Raw genomic sequence first — 23,927 nt, 5'->3', positions numbered from 1 at the left:
ATTTTTCTTCTATGTTCATTATTTTTAAACGTTCATTATTCATGAACACTTGTTTAATATGAACAAATATATGTTAATTATTTAAATAAAGTCCTAACACTTAAAAGTTATGATGGTTAAAATTTGGCAAAATTTTTCAGTTTTGCCAAATTTTAATTTATTAAAAAAAGGTGATGTGTACTTATTGATAGAAAAAATACATTAATTTATAGGATTAAATTAAATAGTTTTCGCATTCTACTTCTTATACGGTTTCCATAGTATTGTTCAATTTTTGAAGCAGATAGTGGCTGTTTTTTTTCCTAACAACCAATGTGCTTGTGCATGAGCATTAGCATTTTATATTTCGTTATGTCCTTTTCCCTCAAAAATTTTCGGTTTTGCTTTATCAATTCTTGATATTCGTGTTTTAGATTGCTTGGCTTGTGAGAAATAGAGTAAATACCCTTTTTGTCTCCCTGGGGTTAGGTTAAAAAATGCTGTCTCTAATTCGGGATTGTTTTTAAATGTTTCTTCAAGTTCATGAGGAATTTCATATTCAGAAGTCTTTTTCATTTTTACTTCCAGTCCTACCTTTTCGACCTCTATGGCTTCAAAAACATAAGCTTTGATAACTGCTTTTAAGTCAATAATCTCCTGTTCGTTTATGAATCGAATTTGACGAGCTGACTGGACGTTTTCGGTTTGTTGAATTAAAAGGTTGTTAGCATCGTTCAGTAATGCTCCTTTATGAAATAACAAGGCACAATACTCTTTAAATCCGTGAATGAGTACAATGTTTTTACCTTGAAAAGTATAACAAGGATGCATCCATTTAAAATCTTCTTCGAGGCCACATTTTAAACAGATTTCTCTCAGGAGAATGGTTTCTTCTTTCCAATTTTTTATCTTTTCGATATATTGGTCAACTTTTTCCATTTAAGATTTTTTTAATTTTTGCAATTCGTTTAGTAACTCTTATAAACCTAGCTTAAAAACTGATTAACAATACTCATTAGTAGCTCTGGTTGCTCCACATACACTTCGTGTCCGCAAAAAGGGATATTTGCTAAGTTTGAATCTTTTATTTTTTCTGATAGTTCAAACGTATGCCTTTTTCCTACTAAAAAGTCTTTGTCTCCTCTTACGATTAAAGTTGGACAGGTTATATTTTCAACCTTATCATTAGGGTGCCCCGTAGCTGTTTCATCAATCCACATAGGGACAATTGCTTTTGTCAAAACATCAAAATCAGGTGTTGGATTTATTCGTTGATAAATTTCAAATGTGTTTGGAAATTTTTCTTTCCAACTATTTGCAGTGATTCCTCCAAGTATATCTTTTGATTTTTCTAGAGATTTTGAATGCCAAGTTGTACCAATCACAATAAGTTTATCAATATTAATCTCATTTACAGAAGCAAGCCGTAACCCAACAATACCACCATCACTAAAACCAATGATAATAGGATTCTCCAAATTTAGCTTCGCAATGATTGTTTTAACGTCTATTTCAAGTTGAGCATAACTAAGTTCGTTAACACCTAAAGTAGATTTACCTTGCCCTCTACTGTCAATTCCGATAATTCGGTACTCTTTTTTAAGTAAAGGAATCATTCCATTAAAATCTTCTATATTTCCAAAACCTCCGTGTAAGAATATCAATGGCTGTTTTTGAGAATTTCCTAATTCTTCGTAATAAATTTTAGCAGAATCTATTTCTACAAAAGTTTCTGATTTGTGCCTAAATTTCATTTTCATATTAAATTTTGATGTAAATCATTGATAGCTTCTGTAATTGAAATTCCATAACCTTTTAATATTTCAAAACCTAGGTTATCAACTAAAGTTACCACATATTCATTTTTAATGTATTCAAACCTTAAGTTTTTTAATTCTGATAGGTTTATTTTTTCGTCTATCATAGTTGTTTATTCCGATAACAATGTAACCTCCTTCAAATCTGCCTTTGCATTTTTTAAAAACTCGTAAGTCATTTTATCTGCTTTACAGTTGATAAACTTAACTCCTTTCATTTTTCTACCTTTATAAAAAGTATTGGTTAATACTGCATTTTGAAATGTTACTTTCTTGAATCTGCAATTATCAAAAGAACAGTTGTCGATATTTCCTTCAAAAACAATGTTTTCAAAATACATTTTAATAAAAGAGGTTTGATTCCAAACAGTTTTTATCACTTCTATATTTATAAAAGTTCCTGAAATAAACTTTACCTTAGATAAATTGGCATTTGAAAAATTACAGTTTTTGATGTGGTTTTGTGAAAATTCAGATTCTTGTAATGCACAATTTTGAAATTTATTTTTTATTAATTGGGAGCCTTGTATTCGACTGTCTTTTATTTCAGAATCTGTAAAATCACATCCATCAATATTGTTACCTTTTAATTGAAGTCCTGATAATTCAGAACCGATAAATTTACAGCGTTGCATATTAGAGTTGCTGAATTTATCTTTAAGGTTCTTCAAACCTGAAAAGTCTGCATCCACCCAATTCCCACTAGACATATCCCAACTGATGTTTTTTGTATCAGTATTTTCTTTCTCTTCAGATTGAGACTCTGTTTTTGGGGACGTTGATTGAAAAGTTTCTGAAAAATAATTTAGGTCAACATTAAGAATTTCAGCAAGACGGTTAAATGTAGTGATGTCTGGCATTGATTCTCCACGTTCCCATTTGCCAACAGCTTGTGGACTAATAAATAAAAGTTCAGCTAGTTTAGCTTGTGAAATGTTTGCTTTTTTTCTCGCTTCGGAAATTTTGATTCCAATTGTTTTAGTACTATTCATTTTTTTAGTTTTAAAATTATGCGACAAAGTTATTTTGAAGCGAGGTTAAAACGCATAAAAAGCAAATACTTGTGGTTGTAATTACACTACTTACAGTTGTTTATTCATTACTGTTGGTTGTAATTCGTATAATATTAAATATTGTTCAGTTTTGCTTGTGCTTTAATCAGTTGCTTAAATTCTTCTGTAGGGATATCTTGGTCAAATTTTATCTGGATTGTCTTTTTTCCTGTTTTATACCCCTTTTCTTCCAATATTTTACGCATCTCTTCGGTTAAAGAATCTATGCCAAAACTTACGTGTTTTTTAGCTAATGAAAATCCTGCAAGAATTCCGTTGTATTTATAGATGGGCACATTCCAACTAATACCACTTTCTGCATTTGGTTCAGTAGCTTCAATTAGCTTTTTCAGCTTAATCATTACTTCTTGAGATTCTTGTGGTGAAATATCAATAAACTCATCAACTGTTTTAGGTTTTAAATCTGCCATATTTATAGTTTTTCTAATTTTCTGTTTGCCGGTCTAAAATACCAAGATGCTACTGTAAGAACTAAAAGTAAAATCGGTCCAAAAAGTGTTATTAATTCATCTCCAACTGCTAAATGGGAAATAATAGCACCTGACATTACAAAGAAAAATCCTGCATAAGCCCATTCCTTTAATAGTGGAAATTTCGGAAGGAGTATTGCTATAACTCCTAGAATTTTCCATACACCTAGAATGCTTAACAAATACATAGGATAGCCTAGTAATTCCATACTTTGAATGTTTTCTTCTAATTGTAACAATTGTACAATTCCTGTTGATAACATTCCTAAGGAAAGCCAAATTGTGGCTATCCAATAAATAATTTTATCTCTTTTTTTCATTATGACTTTTTTTAGTTTGTAAATATTTCCTCTAATTTATCGTGAGCCATATTTAAGCCATAAGCAAAAGGTAGTTTTAATTGCTCAGCACGATGTGCTTCAGATTTATAAATAATCTGAATGGTTAACTTGCTTTTGTCTTCTGTAACTTTTTCAAAATTCAAGAACTCCAATTGTACACCTATTGACATATTTTCCATTTCAAAAGTTCGTACTATTTCTTGATTAGTAACAATTTTATGAATGGTTCCATTTGCCTTAAACATTACATTGCCTTCGTGTGAAGTCTCGAATTGGTAGCACCCGTGATTTCTATTTTCAAGCTTTATCACTTTTGTTCCCATCCATTGTGCTACAAATTCTGCTTCGGTATAGGCTTTGTATACAAGTTCAACAGGAAGGTCAAATTCTCTCGTGATAGTTAGCTCTTGCTTACCTTCTAGAGCATTGATTTTTGTTTTTTGGTCCATAAGTTTATGTATTATTTGATTGATGCTGCTTCATAATTGCTTCCAATGAATTAAATCGGTCGTCCCACATTTTTCTAAAAGGCTCTATAAAATCAGCTATTTGTTTCATTCCGTTAGGGTTAAGCTCATAGTATATTTCTCTTCCCTTTTGTTCCTGTTTCAACAACTCACATTCGGTAAGAATTTGAATGTGTTTGGAAATGGTTTGTCTGGAATAATCAAAGTTTTCGGCAATAGCACTTGGTGTCATAGCACTTGCTGCCACCAATGTGATAATTGTTCGTCTAGTTGGGTCGGCTATGGCTTGAAAAACGTCTCTCCTTAATTTCATTACGCAGTTATTTGACAGCAAATATAAGTGCAGTTATTTAATTGCGCAATTTTTTTTAAGAAAAATAAGATAGAATATGTGTATTATTTTAAATTAGACAACTGTAAATAAACGGTTAGATTAAATAGTTTGTAATGGAAAAATATCTAGAAGCAACACCTGATGGTGGTAAACAATTTTATCAAAACTTTAAAGATAAGGGAGAAATTGTAATGCTTAATCTGCTAAGGTTTAAAGAAACAGCTGATTATACAAATTTAAAACATCTAAGCCCCAAACAAGAAATTAGTGGAGAAGAAGCCTATCAGCTATATCTCGATACCACAAAATCACAATTTCTAAAAGCAGGTAGTGAAATTGTATATTATGGAAAGGGAAAAGATTTTTTAATAGGACCTGAAACGGAAAAATGGGATGCAATATTATTGGTTAAACATCAATCGGTACTAAAATTTATGGAATTTGCGCAAAGCGAAGATTATCTAAAAAATGTTGGTCATAGAACTGCTGCTCTTGAAGATTCACGTTTGTTGCCTACTACAGAAATGAAAAGCAAAATATAACTAAGCAGCTTGGTATATCAATAATATGGAGACACTAATCTTTTCCTTTCATGTTATAACTACTTCTGACAGGATTGATAAAAAGAGCAACAATTGTATTTATCAGTGCACAAGTATTGCAACTTATGCACTGATAAATTTCCTATAATTCTAATGTGACCTCTGTATAATGAAAGAGACTCATATTATAGGTAGTATTTTCATAAAGAAATCCTAAATAATATTCTCCCGCTTCCCATGCCTTTATACCAGAAATTGGGTTAGGTGTAGGCTCATTATTATCAAACTCCGCACCTATTAAGAAGTCTGGATATGCTTCGGTATCAAAATTTATATTAGCGAGGGTTTGCGCCTCCTCTACACCTGTATGCTTTTCAATATCCCAAATAATGGTTTTAGAATAATCTATAGCATCTATAGACTCTGGCTTATGATTAAGCTCTTTTTTAATAAGCACCACATAAAATTGTCCGTCGCCTTTTATACCTGCTACAAAGAAAGTTGCCCTAAGAAAATCGTTCATATAAAGCGTGTAATCTGGATTTCCAAACACCTCACCCCCAGAATATTTATAAACAGCTCTATTAGTTTCTGGATCAGATATACCTATGAGAGACAAAATTGGATCAACAGGCAGGTTTTCAGGGAGCATTATTGTAATATTTCTTTTTTCTTCTAAAACGGCACCATTTTCATCGCTTACTACAATTGTAAAATCATAATCGCCTTCTACAGCATCTTCAGGAATGTTAAAGTGTTCATGAACCGTGGCATTTTTAACACCCTTAAATTCATTCCAAGTTATTTCATAGCTCCAGGGACTTGCATAGGTTTCTTCTTCTTTAGGCTCAATTTTTATTTGCACAAGATCAATTTTATCGCCTGCAAGAATTTCTGCATTAAAGTGGAAGTCACGCCCAATAACGCCTATTTCATTGTTTTGGAGTCCAATTTCCACATTATCAATAGTTGGCATTAATGGTTCTGGATCATCGCTTTCACAGGAAGAGAATAGCAAGCATACCAAAGGGATTACTAATAAGAGGTTTTTTAATTTTGTTTTCATGGTTATTTTTCTGATTATTTATATTTAAGTATGTCTTAAGTTTTCAGTTGTTATAAATTTGAAAATAACATTCTTTTAAAATTGCTCCTAATCTTACTCCGTATCTACAATTGATTGGGTACAATTTTTAATTTACTTCTCACCTAATCATTTCTCAACACTAACGCAACTATGTCGCTATAGGTGTTCTGCAAATTTATACTTTTTACACAATAACGCAACTCTGTTGCAATAAAATAATTTGAAACAAAGAAAAACACATACAAAAACTGAGAAATTAAAGGACTTAAAATCTTTAGAGACGAATTAAATTACTTTATAACACAAGACAATTTTCAATCAGCTATTGATAAATATTATAGATATGTTAACTAGATTATGAGAAAAAAGCTAAAAAATAATGGGAAGTGACAGAAAGCAGTATCTTCATATATTTTTGTAGAAAAACATAAGGAAATCCTCATTTTTCAACTCATTCGATAATACCTTTCATAGTGTTTAAAGTAAAAATGAGCAAAGTGTCTAGTTTATAATTCTCTAATTAATACGGCTTATTTTTAAATTGTTTAAATTACTATAATTGATAATTCCCAAAACATCAATACCTGAATGACTTTCTATACGCAATATCTTATCACAATCTTCTAAATCAAAATTGATATGATATTCAGGATATAATTGATTGAGGTCTGTAATTATTTTGTTGGCTAACTGTTGGTTACCAACATTGGTTTTAAAAATCTCAACCGTTACTTGTGTAAAAGTCATTAGATTACTCATTTTCATTTTTATTCAAAATTGAATAAATAAAATCAATAAAACCTTGCCTTATGACAATTTCTAGAGGATAAAATATTGATTCTTTTACTTATCCCCGTTTAACTGCTTTATCTTTTTCTTAAAACTTAATTTTTCTGATTCAGAATGACTTAAACTGATTGCTAATTTATAATGTGAAATAGATTTCTCAACTTCTATTTTTTCATACAAATAGCCTAACAAGGAATGGTAATAACTAACATCCATAGGTTTTAGTTTTTCAACTTCAGCTATTGCTTTAGCATTACCATATACCTTTGCCATAGCAAAAACTCTATTTAAAGACGTAATTGGCGAATATTCTATCAAAACCAATTGATTATAAAGCTTTAGTATATTTTTCCATTTATCATTTTTTTTGGTAGTATGCCAATAGGCTATTGCCGCTTCCAAATGATATTTTGAGGTTTCCTTACCATTTGTTGCATTTACCAAATAATAATTACCTCGTTCGATAAGTGATGTGTCCCACAGATTTTTGTCCTGCTCATCAAACAGAATGACTTCACCATTTTCGTTTGTTCGTGCTTCAATGCGTGAACTCTGGAAGCACATTAATGCCAATAATGCGTTCGCTTCTGCAGTGTTAGTGAGTGAATTTCCGGTTAATAACAAATTCAACCTAATAGCTTCTGAACAAAGTTCTTTACGGATAAAGTTATTGCTAGATTTAGAAAAATAGCCTTCGTTAAATAACAGATATAAAGTTTTTAAAACGGTATGTTGTCTAGATTGTATTTGCTGTTTAGACAGTATTTTTAATTGGAATCCGCTGTCGCGAAGATTATTTCTTGCCCGCTGAAGCCTCTTTTTAATGGCTTCCCTTTTAGAGAGAAACGCATTGGCAATTTCTTCTACACTAAAACCACAAAGAATTTGAAGAGCCAATGCAATTTGACTTTCATTTGAGTTTGCAGGATTACAAACAGCAAATATCATAGCCAATTGACTATCTGAAATAAGTTGATTACTGAATTCTATCTCATTTAAATAATCAGGTTCATAGCATGGGAAGTGATTCTCAATGTGTGTTTCAACAATAGAAATATGTTTAAAATAATCTTTGGCTTTATTTTTGGCAACGGTATAGAGCCATGCTGTAGGGTTTTCGGGAACCCCGTTGATTGCCCAATGCTCGGAAGCCTTTAGGAAGGTGTCACTGGTAATGTCCTCTGCAATCTCTATATGCCTTAAACCAAAATGACGGCATAATACAGCCGTCATTTTTGCATATTCCTGTCGGAACAAATGTGGTACAAGTTCGTTATGTAATTGTAAATTTTTCAAATACTAATCACGTTTTAAGACTTCACGTACCTCAATACTGCCACCAACTTCAAAAATGGGGTTTCCTTTTGCAATTTCTACTGCCTCATCAATGGATTCTGTTTTTATCACAATATAGCCCGTAATAAATTCCTTGATTTCAGTATAAGGTCCATCCGTCACTACATTATTGGGTTTTACCGTTTTGGCACTCCCCGGTATGGGTAAAAGGGTGTTTCCCTTATCCACTAATTTGTTTTGAGCAGCAATGCTTCCAAGCCAATTCATACGTTCCTCCATTTGTTTTGGGGAAGGTTTAAAATTGGAAATGTCGTTTAATCTAAAAATTAATGCGAATTCTTTCATTTTGATAAGTTTTAATATTCACCTTTATGACGATTGGATTTCCTATATGGGGACATGTTATAATGTGTTTTTAAAAGTAGATGTTTACTTTTTCCATTTTTATTCATTTATCTGTTGTACCATTTTGGCTTTTTCTACTCAAACAGTTTATAACTATAGCTAACTCTTGATTTCATTTACTCACTTTACGGGCTACTTTCGTATGTTTACGTGATCTGGTATGCTTTTGTAAATAATTCTGACTAAATTCATTTACTTCACCTATCTCCAACCCAATGTGGATAGATCAATAGTTGTCTGGAAATTTCGTTGAGCTGATTTAGATGTTCATCTGATAATTTCCAGCCCACAGCATCCAAATTTGAGAGCAATTGTTTTTCATTTCTGGCTCCCACAACCACATTAGAAACAGTATCCTGTTGCAATAACCAATTAATAGCGACTTGCGGAATACTTTTATCTATTTCCTTGGCAATGCGATCCAGTACATCAACTACATTGTATACTAACTCATCATCTACAGGGGGAGAACCAATATCTCCCCCAGATTTTATTCTGCCTTCACCTAAAGGCTGATTTCGTTTGATCTTTCCAGTCAATCTTCCCCAACCTAGGGGACTCCAAACCATCAGTCCCAATGCCTGATCTTTGATCAACGGCATCAATTCTTGATCGTAATCTCTACCTATTAGTGAGTAGTAACCCTGGTAGACAATGTATTTTTCCAGATTTAACCTTTCGGAAATGGAAAGTGACTTCATAAGCTGCCAGGCGGCAAAATTAGAACACCCAATATAACGTACTTTGCCATTTTGCACCATCGTATCTAATACGCGCAAAGTCTCATCAATAGGTGTGCTGGAATCAAACCCATGCATGATGTACAAATCAATATAATCTGTTTTTAAACGCCTTAGGCTAGCTTCTAAAGCATTCATTAAGTGATAGCGAGATGCACCCCTATCATTAGGCTCGTCTCCCATTTGAAATGTCGCTTTTGTAGAGATAAGGCTGTGTTGCCTTTTCCCAGCTAATGCCGCTCCAAGAATAGATTCGGAATCGCCTTGAGAGTAAACATTCGCTGTGTCAAAAAAATTGACCCCTCGATCCAAACATAGATCTATAAGTCTGGAGGCTTCTTTCACACCTGTTTTACCCCAGCGCCCAAAAAATTCGTTCGTGCCGCCAAATGTACCTGTACCCATACTTAGTAACGGTACTTTTAGTCCTGAATTTCCTAACTTTCTATATTCCATAATTTTCCTGTTTTTCTATGAGGCAAAATAGAAACATTAAAAGCCGAATTCACAGGAGAATTATCACAGATATGATGTGTGAAATGTCACACTAAACCGGCAGGAGACGACTTAGTGTTTCTCTAGAAACGCCTAAGTATGAAGCAATCATCGTTTTAGGAACGCGCTTAATCAAATCCGGATACTGTTCCAATAGATAATGGTATCGGTCGCTTGCTTTACTGCTGATCAGACACATTATCCTTTTTTGGAGGGCGATGTATCCTGCGGTAGTTTTCTTGCGAAAGAAAGATTCCATTTTTTGTAGGTCACGGCACATCTTTTCTTTATTCTCTAGTGTAAGCGCAAAAACAGTCGAGTCTTCCAAGCAGTCTACAGACAAACTTGCTTTGGTCCCATTATGAAAAGCTTCTGGATCGGTGATCCACCCGTTTTCCATGGCAAAATGAATGATGTGTTCTTTTCCTTCAGCACTGGTGCGTGCCGCCTTCATCAATCCTTTTGCAACAAAGTACTCATGTGGCACATAATCTCCTTGCTGGATAATGAGATGATGCTTCTTAAATACCTTTGGTTTAAAATAGGAGAGTACTTGTGCAAATTCATCATCAGTAAGCGTGATGGTTTGTTCTATGTGATGCCTTAGTTTGCTTTCCAATTGATTCATTGATGAATATTCCTAAATTAAATTTTAATGTAAATCATTAATTGCGGCTGTTATTACCTAAACCATCTGCTACAAATTTTTTAAAAAATCAATATATTTCGGTACACTTTTCTCAATCCATTCTTTCGAGGCATTCAGTTCCATTCCATAATATGCAAAAAATGGTTGATAGTCAGCTTTTATATACTCAAATGTAAGTTCAAAAGGAGTTGTCAGTTGAGTTAAAGTATATTTGTATTTTCCATATTGATTATATTGATTTTCATCAATCCCAACAGATATTGCCAAAGAAATTTTCTTATCAGAAACCTTATATCCACTTTTGCTACCATAGGCCCATCCGTAAGTAAGGACTTCATCTAACCATTTTTTGAAAAGTGGGGGACAGTTAAACCAATAAAAGGGAAACTGAAATACTATTTTGCTATATTGTTCTATTAATTCCTGCTCTGCTCTGATATCAATTTTTTCATCTGGATAAATTTCATGTAATTGATGAACATGAAATTTATCTGGGTATTTATTTAACTCTAGGATCCATCTTTTATTAATTGTAGAATCTTGGATATTCGGGTGGATAACAATTACAAGTGTTTTCATTTAAATTAGAAGGTTTTTACTTTCCGCTAAAAAGACAACATCACCTCAGGTAAAGGCAATATTAAATTGTTTTAGGTATTCGATTTTGGGTGACTTACTGCAATTAGGCAGGGTATTATTCTGGTCATTTAAGAGGTTTATAATATTCCAACTTGTGCCAAGCACTGTTGGGAACAGGCATTCAATTACTTTTCTTTCCATTTACCTTTTTCTTTGGCTATTTCTATAAATTTCAGTCCATTTTCAGTCATCAACCCTTGTTCAATCATTCGTTCGGCACGTTCTATATTTCTATCGCTCCAATTGCTCCTTTTCGGGTTTCGAGGTGTAAAGGTTAGGTAATAACTTTCTTCATCACGTTTTTTACAAAGGCTGTCAATCCAACCAAAACAAACAGCTTCTTCAGTAGCCTCAATGAGGCTAACACAGGCTTTCGTACTCTTTTTTTTGTGCAGAATTAACCAAACAGATTTATCTGTTTCGCAATTTTTGTTCAACCACTTTCGCCACTCTTTTCTTGTTTTACAGTATATGGCGGGCTTGCCGTCTTTCATCTCCATTATTCCGCTGTTTTCTTCTCTAAAATTTCCAAATAGTGTTTATTTGTCATAATTCCGAGAACATTCCCAAATGGGTCAATTACAGAAGCTGTTACAAAAGCCATTTTCCCACCACTTCTATCTGTGATTGGCTCAAATAATTTTGCTCCTTTAGAAATTAAGAGTTTTAGCGTATCTTGTAATTCATCAACATGCCAATAAGCGATTGCTCCACCAACCTTCTCTGTTGAATTTTTCGGTGTATACTTTCCATCAATAATGCCAAGTTCGTGCTGATAATCACCAAGTCGGAACTCAGAATAGCCCGGAACATTAAAATAGGGCTCCATTCCTAAAATTTCACTGTACCATTTTTTTGCTTCTTCGTGATTGTCTGCATAAAAACTGATGGTGGCAAGTCCTCGTAATTTGATATTTTCCATTTCTCTTTTTTTTTTAATTAATTCTGGCTATTCATTTATTTTCGGTTTACTCAATTATTATCAATAGCATTCTAAACGTTTTGATTTAATGTTTAAGTAAATCTTGTGAAGAAGCAACTAACTGTATTACTTCAATTTGTGGTAAACCTTCCAAACCGCTTTCATCCCGATGTTTCTGGAAAGATAGAAATGAAGGGACCTGAAGCAACTGTTTTTGAATTTCCTCATTTTTATAGTGTGATAGATGGACAAAAGTTTTTCCGTCTCCACACAAATAGGATACATATTGAAAGTCGTTTGAATTCAATTTTTTAAAATCAACCATAAACAAATTAATGTTCTCTTGGTTCTTCTGAACGAATTCAGGTTTTACGGTGTACGTTACTTTTACAGTTATCATTTTGTTTATTTTTATCATATAAACCATTTCCATCAAAATATTTTTTCCGTTGAATTTCGCCATATTCCTCCATTGTCATTTGGTGTGGAGTGAAATTTTCGGGTAAACTAATAATGGTCTTAATTCTATCTATTCTAAAATTTCTAAATTCGTTTCTTAACCTACACCAAGCTACTACAATCCAATCTTCTGAAAAACTATGATAAATAGCAAACGGTTCAATACTTCTTATAATTGGCTGTATGTCTGTTTCTTTTTTATAAGCTATTTTTAACACATTAAAATTGGTTAAAGCAGATTGTATTATTGATAGGTAATTACTTGTTTTTTTATTTTCCCAATTTTTTCCTATTATAGTTCGATTGGACAAAAAATCAGCTTTAATTTTTTCATCATTTCTTAATACTGCTTTTACTTTACTTATGGCATTGTTAAATTCTTTTATTAAGGATTCATCTTTAGTTTTTGACATCATTTTTTCAGCAAAAATTAAAGCATTTGCTTCTGGTTCCGTAAACATTACAGGTGGAATTTTGTATCCATTCATTAAAGTGTAACCTTTTCCTTCAATAGCAACAATAGGTACGTTGGCTTGTTCTAAAGCTAATAAATCTCTATAAACGGTTCTTTTACTAATCTTAAATTCTTTAGACAATTGTGCTACGGATACGTATAAATTGGATTGTAATTTTAAATGAATGGCTGTTAACCGGGAAAGTCTTGAAATATTATCTGTATATGCCATTACAATAGTATTTTAAACGCTTAATATAGCAATTTCATCCATTAGAATTTCAATATCAAAATCCTGTTTTTGGACGATATTTATAATAGCAGCATTATCTAATGCTTCGTTATAAGTATCAATTCTTAAAATATGGTCACAATCATCAAGATCAAAATCAACACAGTAATTAGGAAACTTATTTTTTATTTGTTTCTTTGTTTCCTTTGCTTGTTTCTTTTTTAAGATATTAGTTTTATATACTTCTATCATTTTATAACCTTTATAATTTTATACAACAAAGAAATAAGGAGTTGTGACAACCCTTCGACAGCCTTTTTTAATTTTTAAAAAAACTAAACACAATGTGACAATAAATTGATTGTAGCTCCATTGGGGTCTTTTACAAAAAATCGTCTTACGCCCCAATCTTCATTGGCTATTGGATATACAATTTCAATTTTTTGCTTTTTGGCACGTTCAAACCAATTGTCAATATCCGAAACTTCAATTGATATAAATATTGCAGAGTTATCTAAAGGTTTGTTTTCATTATTTTGAAAAATTGAGATTTGTGCTGTTGGGTTTTCTTTTGACACGAAAGTCAAAATCCAAGCCAAATCCATCGCTAAGTCCATTCCTAAAAATTCAGTATAGAATTGCTTACTTTTCTCTATGTCGTTTGAATAAATATTTGGAACAATCCTTCTCATGATTACTTTGTTTTTTGTTGAGTGAATTTGATTAAAATCAAACCCCAAATTGTCTTAAATGGTGGTCGTAATGCTTATAAGCAAAAATCCCAATTTGTTCTTTGGTCATTTTGCCGAAAAAGCCATGAATAAAACTTGGGTTATTATAGACTCCATATTGCTCAGTTAATTCAATTAGAGTCTTTTTTTCCTTTTCAAAATCTCCATTTTTTTCTTTGATAGTAAAGTTTGAACCTGCCGGTGCCCCCTTACCCATACGTTTGTCGTTTTTGGTGTTGCTCTTTAGTACCATTTTGCCAATAAGTTTACCAACAAAGTCTTGTTTATAAGGTATATTGTTATCAATGCCTAACACCCATTGATTCCATTTATTCAAATGTTTAATCATTTGGTAAACATTCATTTTACCCCATTGCGCTTCACTGTCCTTGTCAATTTGCTCTATTCGATTGATGAGTTGCTTTCTATTATCTTGGTCGAAAATTGTTTTCATCTTTATAATTTTATACAGTATGATGTTATGGTCTTTATTTTTTCGCCTTTTGCACTTTGAAAGACATAAAAGTCTGAAAATGCATATTGCTTTCCGTTTTGCATTTTCATCATCCCATTGGCAGCTCCTTCTTTACCGTGGGATAGGATTTGGTCAATTCTCAATTCAGCTACTTTAACAGATTGCATTTTTTCTAATTCCTCTATAAACGCTTTTATTCCTTCTAATTTTTTATCGCCAATCCTATTCCAAACAATATCGTCTGTTACATTTTCGGTTAAAAAAGCAACATCTCCTTTCGCAAAGGCTATATTAAAACGTTTGATAAATTCCATTTTGGGCGAGTTACCACAATTGGGACTAGCTATTATTCTGGTCATCTTTATCGTTTTTAATATTACATATTCTCATTATATAAAAGATTAAACTTATGTCCATCTGGGTCGGTAAATACACAAACGTAGAAGTCATTTTTATCGTAGAATTCTTTCCTGTCGGTGTTTGAATCGAATAAAATTTTACCTCCTGCCTTATTTATTTCAGCAATCCAATGGTTGTATTCTTCTTTACTTTCTGCTGCCATAGAAAACATCACTTCATTGCCTTGATTTAAATCAGCCGTTTTTCCTTCCAGACTTTCTTCCAGTTTTTCTTTTTTGAAAAAGTGAATCACAAAATTATCAGAACCAAAAAAGAAACTGACTAAATCTTCCGAAGGGCTTCCATTTAACTGAAAGCCCAATGATTTATAAAATTCTGTCGTTTTTTCTATGTTTTCTACACCAAGGTTTGCCCAAATCTGTTTTGTTTTCATATTGATTCTATTTTTCAATTACATCCACAATCAGTTTTCACTTGTTGACTTTCGTTTAAGTGCTTAATTATATATGGTGACATTTCCATCTTTTCTGACTTGTTTTGAGGTTCAAAATACCCTTTCAACAGAACTTCTATCAACATTTCTTTTGTGGGTTCAGACGTTGTTAAACCGTTCCAATACCATTCTCTTTTTTCAGAATGATCGTTTGCATGATTTGGGTAAAAGTCAAGGTTCCCTACCCTTATGGTTGGGGAAGCAATGATTTGTACTTTTTCAGCTTCTTCAATCGTCTTCACTGTTTTTGACTTGAAAAAGATTTCACAATCCAATTTATCAAATAGTTTTTGTACTTCCTGAATAGCAGAAACTAATTCACCTTGAACCGTATCACAGGCTGAGCAAGAATTATTTTCATTTGTTGTCATTTCTACTTGAATGAGTTCTACTTTTAATACTTTTTGTGTTTCCATGTTCTTATTGATTTAAATTTTGATTTACCTCTAAGACTTTGAAAACACTAAAAAGACGCAACAATTTGTTTTTTTATTCTAAACAACAGGCTTTGGTTATATGATATGACAGGTACTGATGTTCGGAAGATTCGAGCTTACCACATTCTTCAAACTTTTCTTTTAACATTTTTCTTGCTCTTTGAATTCTTGACTTGGTAGCCGTTAATGTTAAGCCCATTTGTGTTGCAACTTCTTTTTGAGGGATTCCTTTAATATCTGAAAGGTGTAATGGCAGAGCATATTTCTTTGGTAGTCTGTCCAAAAAATGATGTAGCCAAATAAAAATCTTTTCGTCATAATCATTATTGGCTGATACATCTAAATTCTCTAGATAAAAATTTGTGGTTCTCTGGTTTTTCTTTTTATAATAGTCCGCAATTGTGTTTTGAGTAATGCGATAAAGCCAGGGTTTAATGTGTTTTACATCGTTCTTTCGTTCGCAATAATTTATAACTTTTATCAATACCGCTTGTACTATATCATCAACATCTTCTTCATTTGATACTCGCTTGTTTACATAAGCTCTTAATGGGTTATGATACATTGCCCAATACGTATATATTTCACATTTCATATATTTAGTATTTTTCATCTTTTATATTTAGTAAAATATCTGGAACAACAGACGTTATACCGTTTATAGTTGCACCTGCGTGAGCTACATTTCTAGCTGTTTCTAAAAACGGAATGGGGAAGTTTAAGTCCGGTTTTGAAATATCGTCTAAATACCCTTGCTCTGCTTTGGTGAGTGTAATTTTTAATGCATTTAAATTGGTGGTTAAATGGTCCATTGTGCGAACTCCCATTAAGGTTGATGTGACACCTGGTCTAGATATTACCCAAGCCAATGCAATTTCCCCAGGGGTAACATTTTTTTCTTTAGCAATTTTAAGAAGTCCATCTATAATCGAATACGTACTTTCAGAAAATGCTGGATTATCATACCTATCACTCAGCTTTTCGCCTTTATTATCTCTTGTATATTTCCCTGTTAAAACACCTTGTTTAAGTGGCGACCATGGCATAACTCCTAAGCCCAATTCTTGAGCCATAGGTATTAACTCACCTTCTGATGTACGTTCCAATAAAGAGTATTCAACCTGTAAACCAATAAAAGAGGACCACCCCCGAAAATGAGCTATCATTTGAGCCTGAGAAATTTTCCAAGCGGGTGTATCTGATATGGCAATATACCTCACCTTCCCTGATGTAACAAGGTCGTGTAACGCAGATAAAGTTTCTTCTATTGGGGTAAATTCATCATAAGCGTGAACCCAAAACAAATCGATATAATCTGTTTTCAGTCGTCTTAATGAATTTTCTAAAGATGTTATCATTGTTTTACGACTTGTTCCTCCTCCGTTGGGGTCTCCAGGATACATATTCCCAAAAAACTTGGTTGAAAGCACAAGACGATCTCTTCTTATGTTATTTCCTTTAATATAGTCTCCTATAATTTTTTCGGAATGACCTTTGGTATAAATATTTGCAGTATCTATCGTGTTTCCACCCAGTGCAATATATTTTTCTAAGATTTTTACTGAATTCTCAGGGGAAGTGCCGTAACCCCAATCCTTTCCAAATGTCATGGTACCAAGGGTTAGCGGACTTATACGTAGACCTGATTTTCCTAATGTTTTATATGATGTTAATTCCATGATTCTTCGTATTTTGATTTTTGTCTAAAAATTTCATCTATCTATTATTTAAAAATCACAACCAACCATTATACAAAACGACCAGAGCAATCGTGTCAAAAAAACCGTGAACAGCAATATTGAACCATAAATCGTATTTTCTGAAATAAAATATAATTGCCAATAACATGCCTACTAGCCCTGTAATAATTTGCCCTGTGAGCCCTTGATAACTATGTACCCAACCAAAGAGTACCCCAAAAAATAGAATGTTACCTATAATACTCCATCTGCTTTCTCCAAAAAATTTTACAAATTGATTCATAAAGTAGCCTCGAAATATCATCTCTTCTCCAAAGGCAACTGATGTCCATATTAATAATAACATACTCAACAAAATCTCCCCATTTCCTTTTAAAGCTTCAAAATGAGAGAAATCTAATGGTTGCTTTGTGAAGTGGGTTATTACAGGAATAAGTATATAAAAATACAATAGAAACAAACCTAAAGCAACCATAGGTGCTAGGATTAACAAATTAAAAACATTAAATCGCTTAGATTTAAATCCTAAAAATTTAAATCCGCTTTTACCAAATTCAAGTACACTCGCTACAATAACAATAAATATAGGTAGTATTGTTTGAAATTGATTTAACCCCAACGGTACAGTTAATAATACCATTGAGATTATGAAAGCTAAAATGGGTATTAATTTTGTTTTCAAAAAAGCGTTATGCTCCATAGTGATATATTGTTTTTGTACCTAACTATTCAATTGTAATTTGTTGATAATGCTCGCTAATGCTTTTGGCTTGGATAACATTGGCCAATGCCCCCCATTCAATTTATTAAACGTTATGTTACCAAAGTTAGGATTCGTTTTAATTCTTTCAGATAAGTTGCCTCCGATATAATACGTAGGGATATTTTTTAGGACATCCTTATCTATTTGGACTTTATCGGTGATTGTTTTACCCGGGTGGCCAACCATTGTATTTATTAAGTAATATTTTTGAGATTCGGATAAAAATGGTTGATGTATTAATTCCTCCATAGTCGGTGGTGGCCACAAACCATTGTTTTGTTTTATTGCCTTAATCTCTGATTCAACATCTAATCCTGCCACTTCTAACAAGGACTTATTATTTTCAGGTAAAAAAGCTTCAACAAAAATCAATCCCGCAATTTTATCAGGGAACCGTGCTGCTGCCAAAGAAGCCACAATTCCAGAATAGCTATGTCCTACAAGATAACATTGGTCATTTTGTTGAGCCTCTATATATGTTGTAACATTATGTATGTGAGTCTCTAAATCAATATGCTTTTTAGTAATTTCTTTATCAAGGCCTTCTAAAGTTATTGAAAGTGATTCGATACCTAAATTGGATAATTCATCTACGATAAGCTCCCAAATAGATGCATCAGACCAAGCTCCGGGAATTAAACTGAGTTTTTCGTTTTTCATAGCTACATGGTTTTAAAAGAAAAAAGGATTACTCCCAGTTTAATTGCCAAGAAACCCCAAACCTATCTTCTACAAAAGCAAATTGTTTGCTAAACCCATAGTTGTCTAAAGTCATTTTTACATCTCCATTTTCGGATAGCTTTTTAAAAAGCTGTTCAATTTCTTTATTATTCTCACATTCCACCCAATTAGACACTGCAGGTGTAAAGTCCCAATCGTGTTGGATAAAACTATCGCTACAAATAAACTGCTTGCCGTTTAATTCAAATAAAGCTCTTAATACGGTTCCTTCTTTGCCTGGCCCATCTTTTCCGTAGCGTTGTATTTCAATCACTTTTGAATTATCGAACAAGTCGACATAAAAATTCATAGCTTCTTCAGCGTTGTTTTTTTGGAATGTTAAAAAAGTTGTGATTTGTTGTTTCATTATTTTGATTTTAAACGTTGAATTAATTTTCACAATGGTTCTTCAATCGGTAAAGAAACATTGCCCAGTTATAATTGCACCAGCCGTAAAATTCAGTGCGTGCTCTCCAGTCAAAATGTTTAAGTTTAATTGTTATGACTTTATCTTTTTCAATAAGTTCAAAAGATACTTTAGTTCCTACCCATTCTTCATCAGACACGATGCATTCCCAAACGATTTTACTGTTTTCAACAAGTACAAGAATCTTAAATTTTGTGATATAACCTTCATCAAAATCAAACTCATTCACAAAACCAATTTCTGGTTTTACTTGGAGTTTTTTGGTCCAAATATTTCCTAACCCGTCTTCAGAAATAAGTGTATTATAGACTTTAGAAATAGGGGCTTTTATGTAGTTGATATGTTCAATACTTTCCATAATATATGCATCCTTATTTTAAGGAATGAAATCCAATAGAATTCCCTTCAGTATCTTTAACAATAGATACAAAGCCATGTTCTCCAATACCCATTTTCGCTTGAATAATTTCAGCTCCATTTTCCATAGCTCTATCTTCCAACACTTGGCAATCCTCACATCCAAAATAAACGAGACTTCCGTTTACAGAAGGAGTTATCCCTTCCATTTTCACCAAAGCACCAGCTGCACCATAATTTTCCATATCACTAGGGAAACATTTCATTTGTACAGTCCCATTGGCTGGATCACTCATATCTTCCAATGTTACTTGAAGTACATTTTCGTAAAACTTTGCAGCTCTATCTATGTCATTTACATATATTTCGAACCACACTACAGGATTAAATTTTTTCATCTTATCTATTTATCTAATTGTTATGATTACAAAAATGAAAATAGGAAAGCTAAAAAATCTTGTCCTATGGCAAGTTCTCTGTTTGAGATAATATTTCTTTCCTAATTCTACTTAAAGAAGTGTCAGTAATCCCTAAATAAGTAGCAATGTATTTTAAGGGAACTTCTTTGATTATTTGTGGTTTCTGAGTCATTAACTCCAAATATCTTTCAGATGCACTTTGCGTATGCATATTAACAGCGCGATGTTTGGCTATAAAAAGTTGCTGTGACATCCAGCTGCGCCCCCATTCAGTAAAGCCTTCTATAGTACTATACAACTTTTGAAAATCATTAAACTCAATTTTATAAACTTCACAGTCTGTTAATGCTTGTATAGATTCATTAGAAGGTGTACGAAGAAATAATGAAGCTACTTCAATTAAAATATCATTAGAACAAAAAAAATCGGTAGTGATCTCGTTGCCTTTATAGTCGATAACAAATGAACGAAACAAACCTTTTTTAATTAGAAAATATTCGTTGCTAATCTTACCTTCCTTAAGTATGATTTCATTTTTTGAAAACTCAACTTTGGTATGGGCGGCCATAATAACTTCATAGTCCTCTTTTTTAATACTTGGATAGTTATAAATACTTTCAAAAAAGGAATCTGACATTATTTTTTTGTTTAAAAATATGAATTATTTTTCATCCAACTCCATAGCTTGTAAAATGTAATACTCAAGTATGTCGTCTTTATAATCTTTGGGGTCACTCAATCTTAAATTTAATGATTTTTTTCCGACTCCTTCCAGTAGTTTATACTTGTCATCAAACTGTTTACCATCCGTAAATGAAAAGGTAATTCCTTTTAGGGTAGGGCTCACGGAGATGATAATTCTATTGTGTCTATAAACTGGGATACCATAATATTTTTCGGTTCCTCCTCGCATTTCTTCTTTTAGTGTTGGGAATTTTGCCTTAATCAAGCTCCTAAACTTTGTAAAAATAGGTTGATACTCTTCCTTAATTTTATCTTTTATGAATTGATTGATGGTATTCATATGAGCTAATTTTTGAAATAAGATTTTTGGAGATAATGAGCACAACTCCAAACCCAAATAGCACAAAATACGATAACGATTCTACCAAGCCAACCAATTGGAGTCTCTGGTGTAATTATACCATTCGTTTCACTCAAATAAACACCCATAGCAATTATTAAAGCAAACTCTAAACCCCAAAGAATTATAGTTAATACAAACATATTTTTTCTAAATGGTTTAAGCTGTTCCTGTTTTCTAAATTGATAAGTAATAAACAGCGTAGCTAAAATCATAAAACCTAATAATCCTGCTGCTGCGTTATGAATTTGACCACTTATAGTCATGTGCTCAGGTAAAGTATCAACAGGATCAGTATTAAAAATGCCTGCTAAGAAATTACCAAGAGACGCTATTACTAACAACGCTCCTCCAATTTTAGAACCTATTTTGGATACGTATTTTATTAAGTATAAGCCTAAGGTTAAAAAACTTATACCAAGTAAAAAGAATGCAATCTGCATTAACCAACCTGCATTTCCTAATGCATATTCGCTAATAGGTTGCCATACAGGACTCACTGGAGTGTTTATAAGATGTAATAATATTAACAGGAAAATAAATCCAATAGCACCTGTTTTGGTGACAGTTAACTTGTTCATTTAATTATAATTTTTAGAATGGTAGTTTATTCTCTTTTCCCTTTTATATAGGCATACATAGCCATGGCGTGACCATGACCTAACCCAAACTCTTCTTTCAACCAATTGGTCACTTCGGTAGCCTTAACAGCTAATTCTCCATTTTTAGTAAAGGCTTTTTCTTCTGCAAAATTTTGGAAGTCCTGAGCAGTTTTGCAAGTTTTATCCTCGATGTTCTTGATATAAGTTTGGAATGCCATAATTAATGAGTTTTCATTTTAAATTTGATTTTTTGTGAACAGACGTAAGAAACTCCTAGTACTGCACCTACTACAATAGGCATTATGATATTTGCAATAACTTGGTCTACTACTACATGACTTATGACTGCAAAAATTAAATTGAAGGTCAAACCTGCATAAGCCCATTCCCTTAGTTTTGCAGGAAGCTTTGGAAACATTATTGCTGTTGCTCCTAACACTTTACAAACAATTAAAGCATAAGCAAAATAATCAGGGTATCCTAATGGTTTGGTTCCTGCGTTAAAGTATTCGTGTGCGAATAAAAGCGTTGCCAATGGCATTAAGGCCTCTAAAGCAAAAATGATGGAAGTTGCTATCCAAAATATGGTTTTATTCTTTTTCATTTTTTTAGATTTATTAATAATTCATCCAATCTTACTAACGTTGATTTAAGTCCATCTTCCATTCCCATTTCTATTATAGTTTCTAAATCTTTTAGAGAATTGTAGGTTACAATGGTCTCAACTTTTGATTTTTCATTCAAATCTAAAAAACTCACATGCCATTTTGCTCTTGGCAAAGCTGGGTTTAGATTTCCATTTTTATCACAAAACCCATCTAATGATTTATAATAATCAATAGGTTTAATTTCTGTGAAATCTGTTCGTCCCCAGTGCTCAGTTCCGTTTGGTTCTATCATTGCGTATAACCAATATCCGCCTTCCTTAAAATCCATCATCTTTGTTTTGGCCGTCAATGGTTTTGGTGCAAACCACTTTTCTAATAATTCACTTTTCGTGTAGCAATCCCAAACAAGTTCTCTTTCAGCGTTAAATTCACGCACAATTGTAAGTGTGTTATCCTTCTTGTTTACCAAGAAGTCAAAGTGTAGTTTATTCATTGTTTTTTATTTTTAGTTAATAATAATTGATCTAAGTTTAAAAGTGCCATCCCGAAACCTTCCTTAAAGCCCATTTCAATCAATTTTTCAATGTCTTCTAGTTTATCGTGTTTTAAGGTAACATCTACTAATGTAATGTCATTTTTTTCTGTAAAAATATTTGTCCATAATGAGCGTGGTTTCATTGTATTTTCATTCCCATTTTCGTCACAAAAAGCATCTAACCAAGACAATAACTTGTTTACTTCAATCCCCTTATAATCAGCTTTGCACCAGGTCTTTTCGTTATTAGGGCTTACCATTGCATAAAGCCACATTCCGCCAATTTCTAAATCTAAAGTTTTAGTTTCAATATGATAGGGTTTTGGTGCCCACCACTGGTTTAACAATTCTGGTTCTGTCCAAGCTTTCCAAACCAATTCAAGATTAGCATTAAATTCTCGCTGAATGTTAATAGTTTTATTTTCCTTATTCACGGAAAAATTGAACAATAAATTACTCTTCATTTTTTTTGTTTTTAAGTGTTTCTAATAAATTATCTAGTTGGTTAAATCTATTTTCCCAAATGGCTCTAAATTGCTCTAACCATTTATCGATTTCTTTCATTTTTTCAACTTTTAACTCGTAGTATATTTCTCGACCTTGTTGGTTTGCATCAACTAAGTCGCATTCATTTAAAATTTGAATGTGTTTAGAAATAGTAGGCCTTGCAGCATCAAAGTTTTCAGCAATTGCTCCTGCTGTCATGGATTGGGAAGTAAGTAGCACCAATATTGCTCGTCTTGTTGGATCGGAAATGGCTTGAAAAATATCTCGTCTTAATTTCATTATGAAGTTATTTGACTACAAATATATATGAAGCCACTTAACTACGCAATAATAAATAAAAATTTTTAGTACTATTCTATAGCATTGATAAATTTGATATAGAAACCTTAATTACAACGAACTCTCCTCTTCTATAAAAATAAACTTGACTTCGCTATATATTTTTTGAAAATGTATTGCCAGGTCGGCTGCAGATAAATGGCATCCCTGTTTAGGCTTCTCTTTTAAAATGAGTTGCAA

General features: G+C 32.6%; 41 protein-coding genes. 1 reads left to right on the top strand and 40 read right to left on the bottom strand.

Translation table 11 applies throughout. The features are described from left to right. Positions 1–339: 339 nt before the first annotated feature. The 8 genes from A6I66_RS15490 to A6I66_RS15460 all read right to left on the bottom strand — a co-directional run bounded on the left by A6I66_RS15490 (position 340) and on the right by A6I66_RS15460 (position 4,460). Positions 340–918: a YdeI/OmpD-associated family protein gene (locus A6I66_RS15490; RefSeq protein WP_067151502.1), complete on the bottom strand. Its 579-nt coding sequence runs from the start codon at positions 916–918 to the stop codon at positions 340–342. A 47-nt stretch (positions 919–965) separates the two neighbouring features. After that, on the bottom strand, positions 966–1,739 hold the full coding sequence (locus A6I66_RS15485) for an alpha/beta fold hydrolase (protein ID WP_084399717.1): 774 nt from the start codon (positions 1,737–1,739) through the stop codon (positions 966–968). After that, entirely contained in the window at positions 1,736–1,903 is a 168-nt protein-coding gene (locus tag A6I66_RS16685; protein WP_157614247.1) for a hypothetical protein, read from the bottom strand. The genes A6I66_RS15485 and A6I66_RS16685 overlap by 4 nt, the downstream gene beginning before the upstream one ends. 6 nt (positions 1,904–1,909) lie before the next feature. Continuing rightward, entirely contained in the window at positions 1,910–2,788 is an 879-nt protein-coding gene (locus tag A6I66_RS15480) for a helix-turn-helix domain-containing protein (RefSeq protein WP_067151501.1), read from the bottom strand. A gap of 134 nt (positions 2,789–2,922) precedes the next feature. Further along, positions 2,923–3,279, bottom strand: coding sequence for an iron chaperone (locus A6I66_RS15475; protein ID WP_067151500.1), 357 nt, complete (start codon positions 3,277–3,279; stop codon positions 2,923–2,925). Positions 3,280–3,281: 2 nt separating this feature from the next. Further along, positions 3,282–3,659 (bottom strand): DoxX family protein, encoded by a 378-nt coding sequence (locus tag A6I66_RS15470; protein WP_067151499.1) that lies wholly within the window; start codon positions 3,657–3,659, stop codon positions 3,282–3,284. Between the two features lie 11 nt (positions 3,660–3,670). Next, positions 3,671–4,129: an SRPBCC domain-containing protein gene (locus A6I66_RS15465; protein WP_067151497.1), complete on the bottom strand. Its 459-nt coding sequence runs from the start codon at positions 4,127–4,129 to the stop codon at positions 3,671–3,673. Positions 4,130–4,133: 4 nt separating this feature from the next. Continuing rightward, complete coding sequence (locus tag A6I66_RS15460; protein WP_067151495.1) at positions 4,134–4,460, bottom strand: ArsR/SmtB family transcription factor; 327 nt, start codon at positions 4,458–4,460, stop codon at positions 4,134–4,136. A 134-nt stretch (positions 4,461–4,594) separates the two neighbouring features. Between A6I66_RS15460 and A6I66_RS15455 the strand changes: the two genes are divergently transcribed. Beyond that, the gene (locus A6I66_RS15455; protein WP_067151491.1) at positions 4,595–5,023 is read left to right on the top strand and encodes a DUF1330 domain-containing protein; all 429 of its coding nucleotides are present in this window, start codon (positions 4,595–4,597) and stop codon (positions 5,021–5,023) included. A 142-nt stretch (positions 5,024–5,165) separates the two neighbouring features. Here the strand turns inward: A6I66_RS15455 and A6I66_RS15450 are convergent, their stop codons facing one another. The 32 genes from A6I66_RS15450 to A6I66_RS15295 form a co-directional block, all read right to left on the bottom strand. Next, complete coding sequence (locus A6I66_RS15450; RefSeq protein ID WP_067151488.1) at positions 5,166–6,089, bottom strand: DUF4625 domain-containing protein; 924 nt, start codon at positions 6,087–6,089, stop codon at positions 5,166–5,168. Between the two features lie 537 nt (positions 6,090–6,626). Beyond that, the gene (locus tag A6I66_RS15445; protein ID WP_157614253.1) at positions 6,627–6,857 is read right to left on the bottom strand and encodes a hypothetical protein; all 231 of its coding nucleotides are present in this window, start codon (positions 6,855–6,857) and stop codon (positions 6,627–6,629) included. Positions 6,858–6,953: 96 nt separating this feature from the next. After that, positions 6,954–8,195 carry an RNA polymerase sigma factor gene (locus A6I66_RS15440; RefSeq protein ID WP_394331379.1) on the bottom strand — a complete coding sequence of 414 codons (1,242 nt, stop codon included), beginning with the start codon at positions 8,193–8,195 and terminating at the stop codon, positions 6,954–6,956. Between the two features lie 3 nt (positions 8,196–8,198). Further along, positions 8,199–8,540 carry a YciI family protein gene (locus A6I66_RS15435; protein ID WP_067151479.1) on the bottom strand — a complete coding sequence of 114 codons (342 nt, stop codon included), beginning with the start codon at positions 8,538–8,540 and terminating at the stop codon, positions 8,199–8,201. Between the two features lie 257 nt (positions 8,541–8,797). Further along, on the bottom strand, positions 8,798–9,796 hold the full coding sequence (locus tag A6I66_RS15430; RefSeq protein ID WP_067151477.1) for an aldo/keto reductase: 999 nt from the start codon (positions 9,794–9,796) through the stop codon (positions 8,798–8,800). A 91-nt stretch (positions 9,797–9,887) separates the two neighbouring features. After that, positions 9,888–10,463: a Crp/Fnr family transcriptional regulator gene (locus A6I66_RS15425; protein ID WP_067151474.1), complete on the bottom strand. Its 576-nt coding sequence runs from the start codon at positions 10,461–10,463 to the stop codon at positions 9,888–9,890. Between the two features lie 69 nt (positions 10,464–10,532). Next, on the bottom strand, positions 10,533–11,063 hold the full coding sequence (locus tag A6I66_RS15420; protein ID WP_067151471.1) for an NAD(P)H-dependent oxidoreductase: 531 nt from the start codon (positions 11,061–11,063) through the stop codon (positions 10,533–10,535). Positions 11,064–11,248: 185 nt separating this feature from the next. After that, positions 11,249–11,623: a YdeI/OmpD-associated family protein gene (locus tag A6I66_RS15415; RefSeq protein WP_067151468.1), complete on the bottom strand. Its 375-nt coding sequence runs from the start codon at positions 11,621–11,623 to the stop codon at positions 11,249–11,251. Beyond that, the gene (locus A6I66_RS15410) at positions 11,623–12,045 is read right to left on the bottom strand and encodes a VOC family protein (RefSeq protein WP_067151465.1); all 423 of its coding nucleotides are present in this window, start codon (positions 12,043–12,045) and stop codon (positions 11,623–11,625) included. Before A6I66_RS15410 ends, A6I66_RS15415 begins: the two co-directional genes overlap by 1 nt. Before the next feature lie 85 nt (positions 12,046–12,130). Continuing rightward, entirely contained in the window at positions 12,131–12,445 is a 315-nt protein-coding gene (locus A6I66_RS15405) for a hypothetical protein (RefSeq protein WP_067151462.1), read from the bottom strand. Further along, a complete protein-coding gene (locus A6I66_RS15400; protein WP_067151459.1) occupies positions 12,408–13,190 on the bottom strand; it encodes a helix-turn-helix transcriptional regulator in 783 nt (260 codons plus the stop codon). The genes A6I66_RS15405 and A6I66_RS15400 overlap by 38 nt, the downstream gene beginning before the upstream one ends. A gap of 12 nt (positions 13,191–13,202) precedes the next feature. Beyond that, the gene (locus tag A6I66_RS15395; RefSeq protein WP_067151456.1) at positions 13,203–13,442 is read right to left on the bottom strand and encodes a hypothetical protein; all 240 of its coding nucleotides are present in this window, start codon (positions 13,440–13,442) and stop codon (positions 13,203–13,205) included. A gap of 83 nt (positions 13,443–13,525) precedes the next feature. Then, the gene (locus A6I66_RS15390) at positions 13,526–13,882 is read right to left on the bottom strand and encodes a VOC family protein (RefSeq protein ID WP_067151542.1); all 357 of its coding nucleotides are present in this window, start codon (positions 13,880–13,882) and stop codon (positions 13,526–13,528) included. Positions 13,883–13,919: 37 nt separating this feature from the next. Then, positions 13,920–14,375, bottom strand: coding sequence for a DUF1569 domain-containing protein (locus A6I66_RS15385; protein ID WP_067151454.1), 456 nt, complete (start codon positions 14,373–14,375; stop codon positions 13,920–13,922). A 2-nt stretch (positions 14,376–14,377) separates the two neighbouring features. Beyond that, a complete protein-coding gene (locus A6I66_RS15380) occupies positions 14,378–14,755 on the bottom strand; it encodes a nuclear transport factor 2 family protein (RefSeq protein WP_067151451.1) in 378 nt (125 codons plus the stop codon). A 17-nt stretch (positions 14,756–14,772) separates the two neighbouring features. Continuing rightward, the gene (locus A6I66_RS15375) at positions 14,773–15,189 is read right to left on the bottom strand and encodes a VOC family protein (RefSeq protein WP_067151448.1); all 417 of its coding nucleotides are present in this window, start codon (positions 15,187–15,189) and stop codon (positions 14,773–14,775) included. A 14-nt stretch (positions 15,190–15,203) separates the two neighbouring features. Next, positions 15,204–15,665, bottom strand: a complete 462-nt coding sequence (locus tag A6I66_RS15370; RefSeq protein WP_067151445.1) for a DUF2703 domain-containing protein — start codon at positions 15,663–15,665, stop codon at positions 15,204–15,206. A gap of 73 nt (positions 15,666–15,738) precedes the next feature. Further along, positions 15,739–16,299 carry a sigma-70 family RNA polymerase sigma factor gene (locus A6I66_RS15365; RefSeq protein ID WP_067151441.1) on the bottom strand — a complete coding sequence of 187 codons (561 nt, stop codon included), beginning with the start codon at positions 16,297–16,299 and terminating at the stop codon, positions 15,739–15,741. Further along, positions 16,286–17,365, bottom strand: a complete 1,080-nt coding sequence (locus tag A6I66_RS15360) for an aldo/keto reductase (RefSeq protein ID WP_067151438.1) — start codon at positions 17,363–17,365, stop codon at positions 16,286–16,288. The genes A6I66_RS15365 and A6I66_RS15360 overlap by 14 nt, the downstream gene beginning before the upstream one ends. A gap of 55 nt (positions 17,366–17,420) precedes the next feature. Continuing rightward, complete coding sequence (locus A6I66_RS15355; protein WP_245683468.1) at positions 17,421–18,068, bottom strand: CPBP family intramembrane glutamic endopeptidase; 648 nt, start codon at positions 18,066–18,068, stop codon at positions 17,421–17,423. Between the two features lie 39 nt (positions 18,069–18,107). Beyond that, positions 18,108–18,809, bottom strand: coding sequence for an alpha/beta fold hydrolase (locus tag A6I66_RS15350; RefSeq protein WP_067151432.1), 702 nt, complete (start codon positions 18,807–18,809; stop codon positions 18,108–18,110). A 28-nt stretch (positions 18,810–18,837) separates the two neighbouring features. Then, positions 18,838–19,236 carry a VOC family protein gene (locus tag A6I66_RS15345; protein ID WP_067151539.1) on the bottom strand — a complete coding sequence of 133 codons (399 nt, stop codon included), beginning with the start codon at positions 19,234–19,236 and terminating at the stop codon, positions 18,838–18,840. A gap of 22 nt (positions 19,237–19,258) precedes the next feature. Beyond that, the gene (locus A6I66_RS15340) at positions 19,259–19,654 is read right to left on the bottom strand and encodes an SRPBCC family protein (RefSeq protein WP_067151429.1); all 396 of its coding nucleotides are present in this window, start codon (positions 19,652–19,654) and stop codon (positions 19,259–19,261) included. A gap of 13 nt (positions 19,655–19,667) precedes the next feature. Next, a complete protein-coding gene (locus A6I66_RS15335; RefSeq protein WP_067151426.1) occupies positions 19,668–20,051 on the bottom strand; it encodes a VOC family protein in 384 nt (127 codons plus the stop codon). A 64-nt stretch (positions 20,052–20,115) separates the two neighbouring features. Beyond that, the gene (locus A6I66_RS15330; protein WP_067151423.1) at positions 20,116–20,709 is read right to left on the bottom strand and encodes a Crp/Fnr family transcriptional regulator; all 594 of its coding nucleotides are present in this window, start codon (positions 20,707–20,709) and stop codon (positions 20,116–20,118) included. Between the two features lie 24 nt (positions 20,710–20,733). Then, positions 20,734–21,096 carry a DUF1801 domain-containing protein gene (locus A6I66_RS15325; protein WP_157614245.1) on the bottom strand — a complete coding sequence of 121 codons (363 nt, stop codon included), beginning with the start codon at positions 21,094–21,096 and terminating at the stop codon, positions 20,734–20,736. A 5-nt stretch (positions 21,097–21,101) separates the two neighbouring features. After that, entirely contained in the window at positions 21,102–21,737 is a 636-nt protein-coding gene (locus tag A6I66_RS15320) for a DUF998 domain-containing protein (RefSeq protein WP_067151417.1), read from the bottom strand. Positions 21,738–21,763: 26 nt separating this feature from the next. After that, the gene (locus A6I66_RS15315; RefSeq protein ID WP_067151414.1) at positions 21,764–21,976 is read right to left on the bottom strand and encodes a DUF4287 domain-containing protein; all 213 of its coding nucleotides are present in this window, start codon (positions 21,974–21,976) and stop codon (positions 21,764–21,766) included. Between the two features lie 2 nt (positions 21,977–21,978). After that, positions 21,979–22,362: a DoxX family protein gene (locus A6I66_RS15310; protein ID WP_067151411.1), complete on the bottom strand. Its 384-nt coding sequence runs from the start codon at positions 22,360–22,362 to the stop codon at positions 21,979–21,981. After that, complete coding sequence (locus tag A6I66_RS15305) at positions 22,359–22,859, bottom strand: SRPBCC family protein (protein WP_067151408.1); 501 nt, start codon at positions 22,857–22,859, stop codon at positions 22,359–22,361. Before A6I66_RS15305 ends, A6I66_RS15310 begins: the two co-directional genes overlap by 4 nt. After that, positions 22,856–23,365 carry an SRPBCC family protein gene (locus A6I66_RS15300; protein ID WP_067151405.1) on the bottom strand — a complete coding sequence of 170 codons (510 nt, stop codon included), beginning with the start codon at positions 23,363–23,365 and terminating at the stop codon, positions 22,856–22,858. The genes A6I66_RS15305 and A6I66_RS15300 overlap by 4 nt, the downstream gene beginning before the upstream one ends. Beyond that, positions 23,355–23,687, bottom strand: coding sequence for a metalloregulator ArsR/SmtB family transcription factor (locus A6I66_RS15295; RefSeq protein ID WP_067151402.1), 333 nt, complete (start codon positions 23,685–23,687; stop codon positions 23,355–23,357). The genes A6I66_RS15300 and A6I66_RS15295 overlap by 11 nt, the downstream gene beginning before the upstream one ends. Positions 23,688–23,927 lie beyond the last annotated feature (240 nt).

It is taken from the genome of Pseudotamlana agarivorans, assembly GCF_001642835.1.
GTDB classification, from domain to species: Bacteria; Bacteroidota; Bacteroidia; order Flavobacteriales; family Flavobacteriaceae; genus Pseudotamlana; species Pseudotamlana agarivorans.
This window is presented reverse-complemented; position numbering and strand designations above follow the sequence as displayed.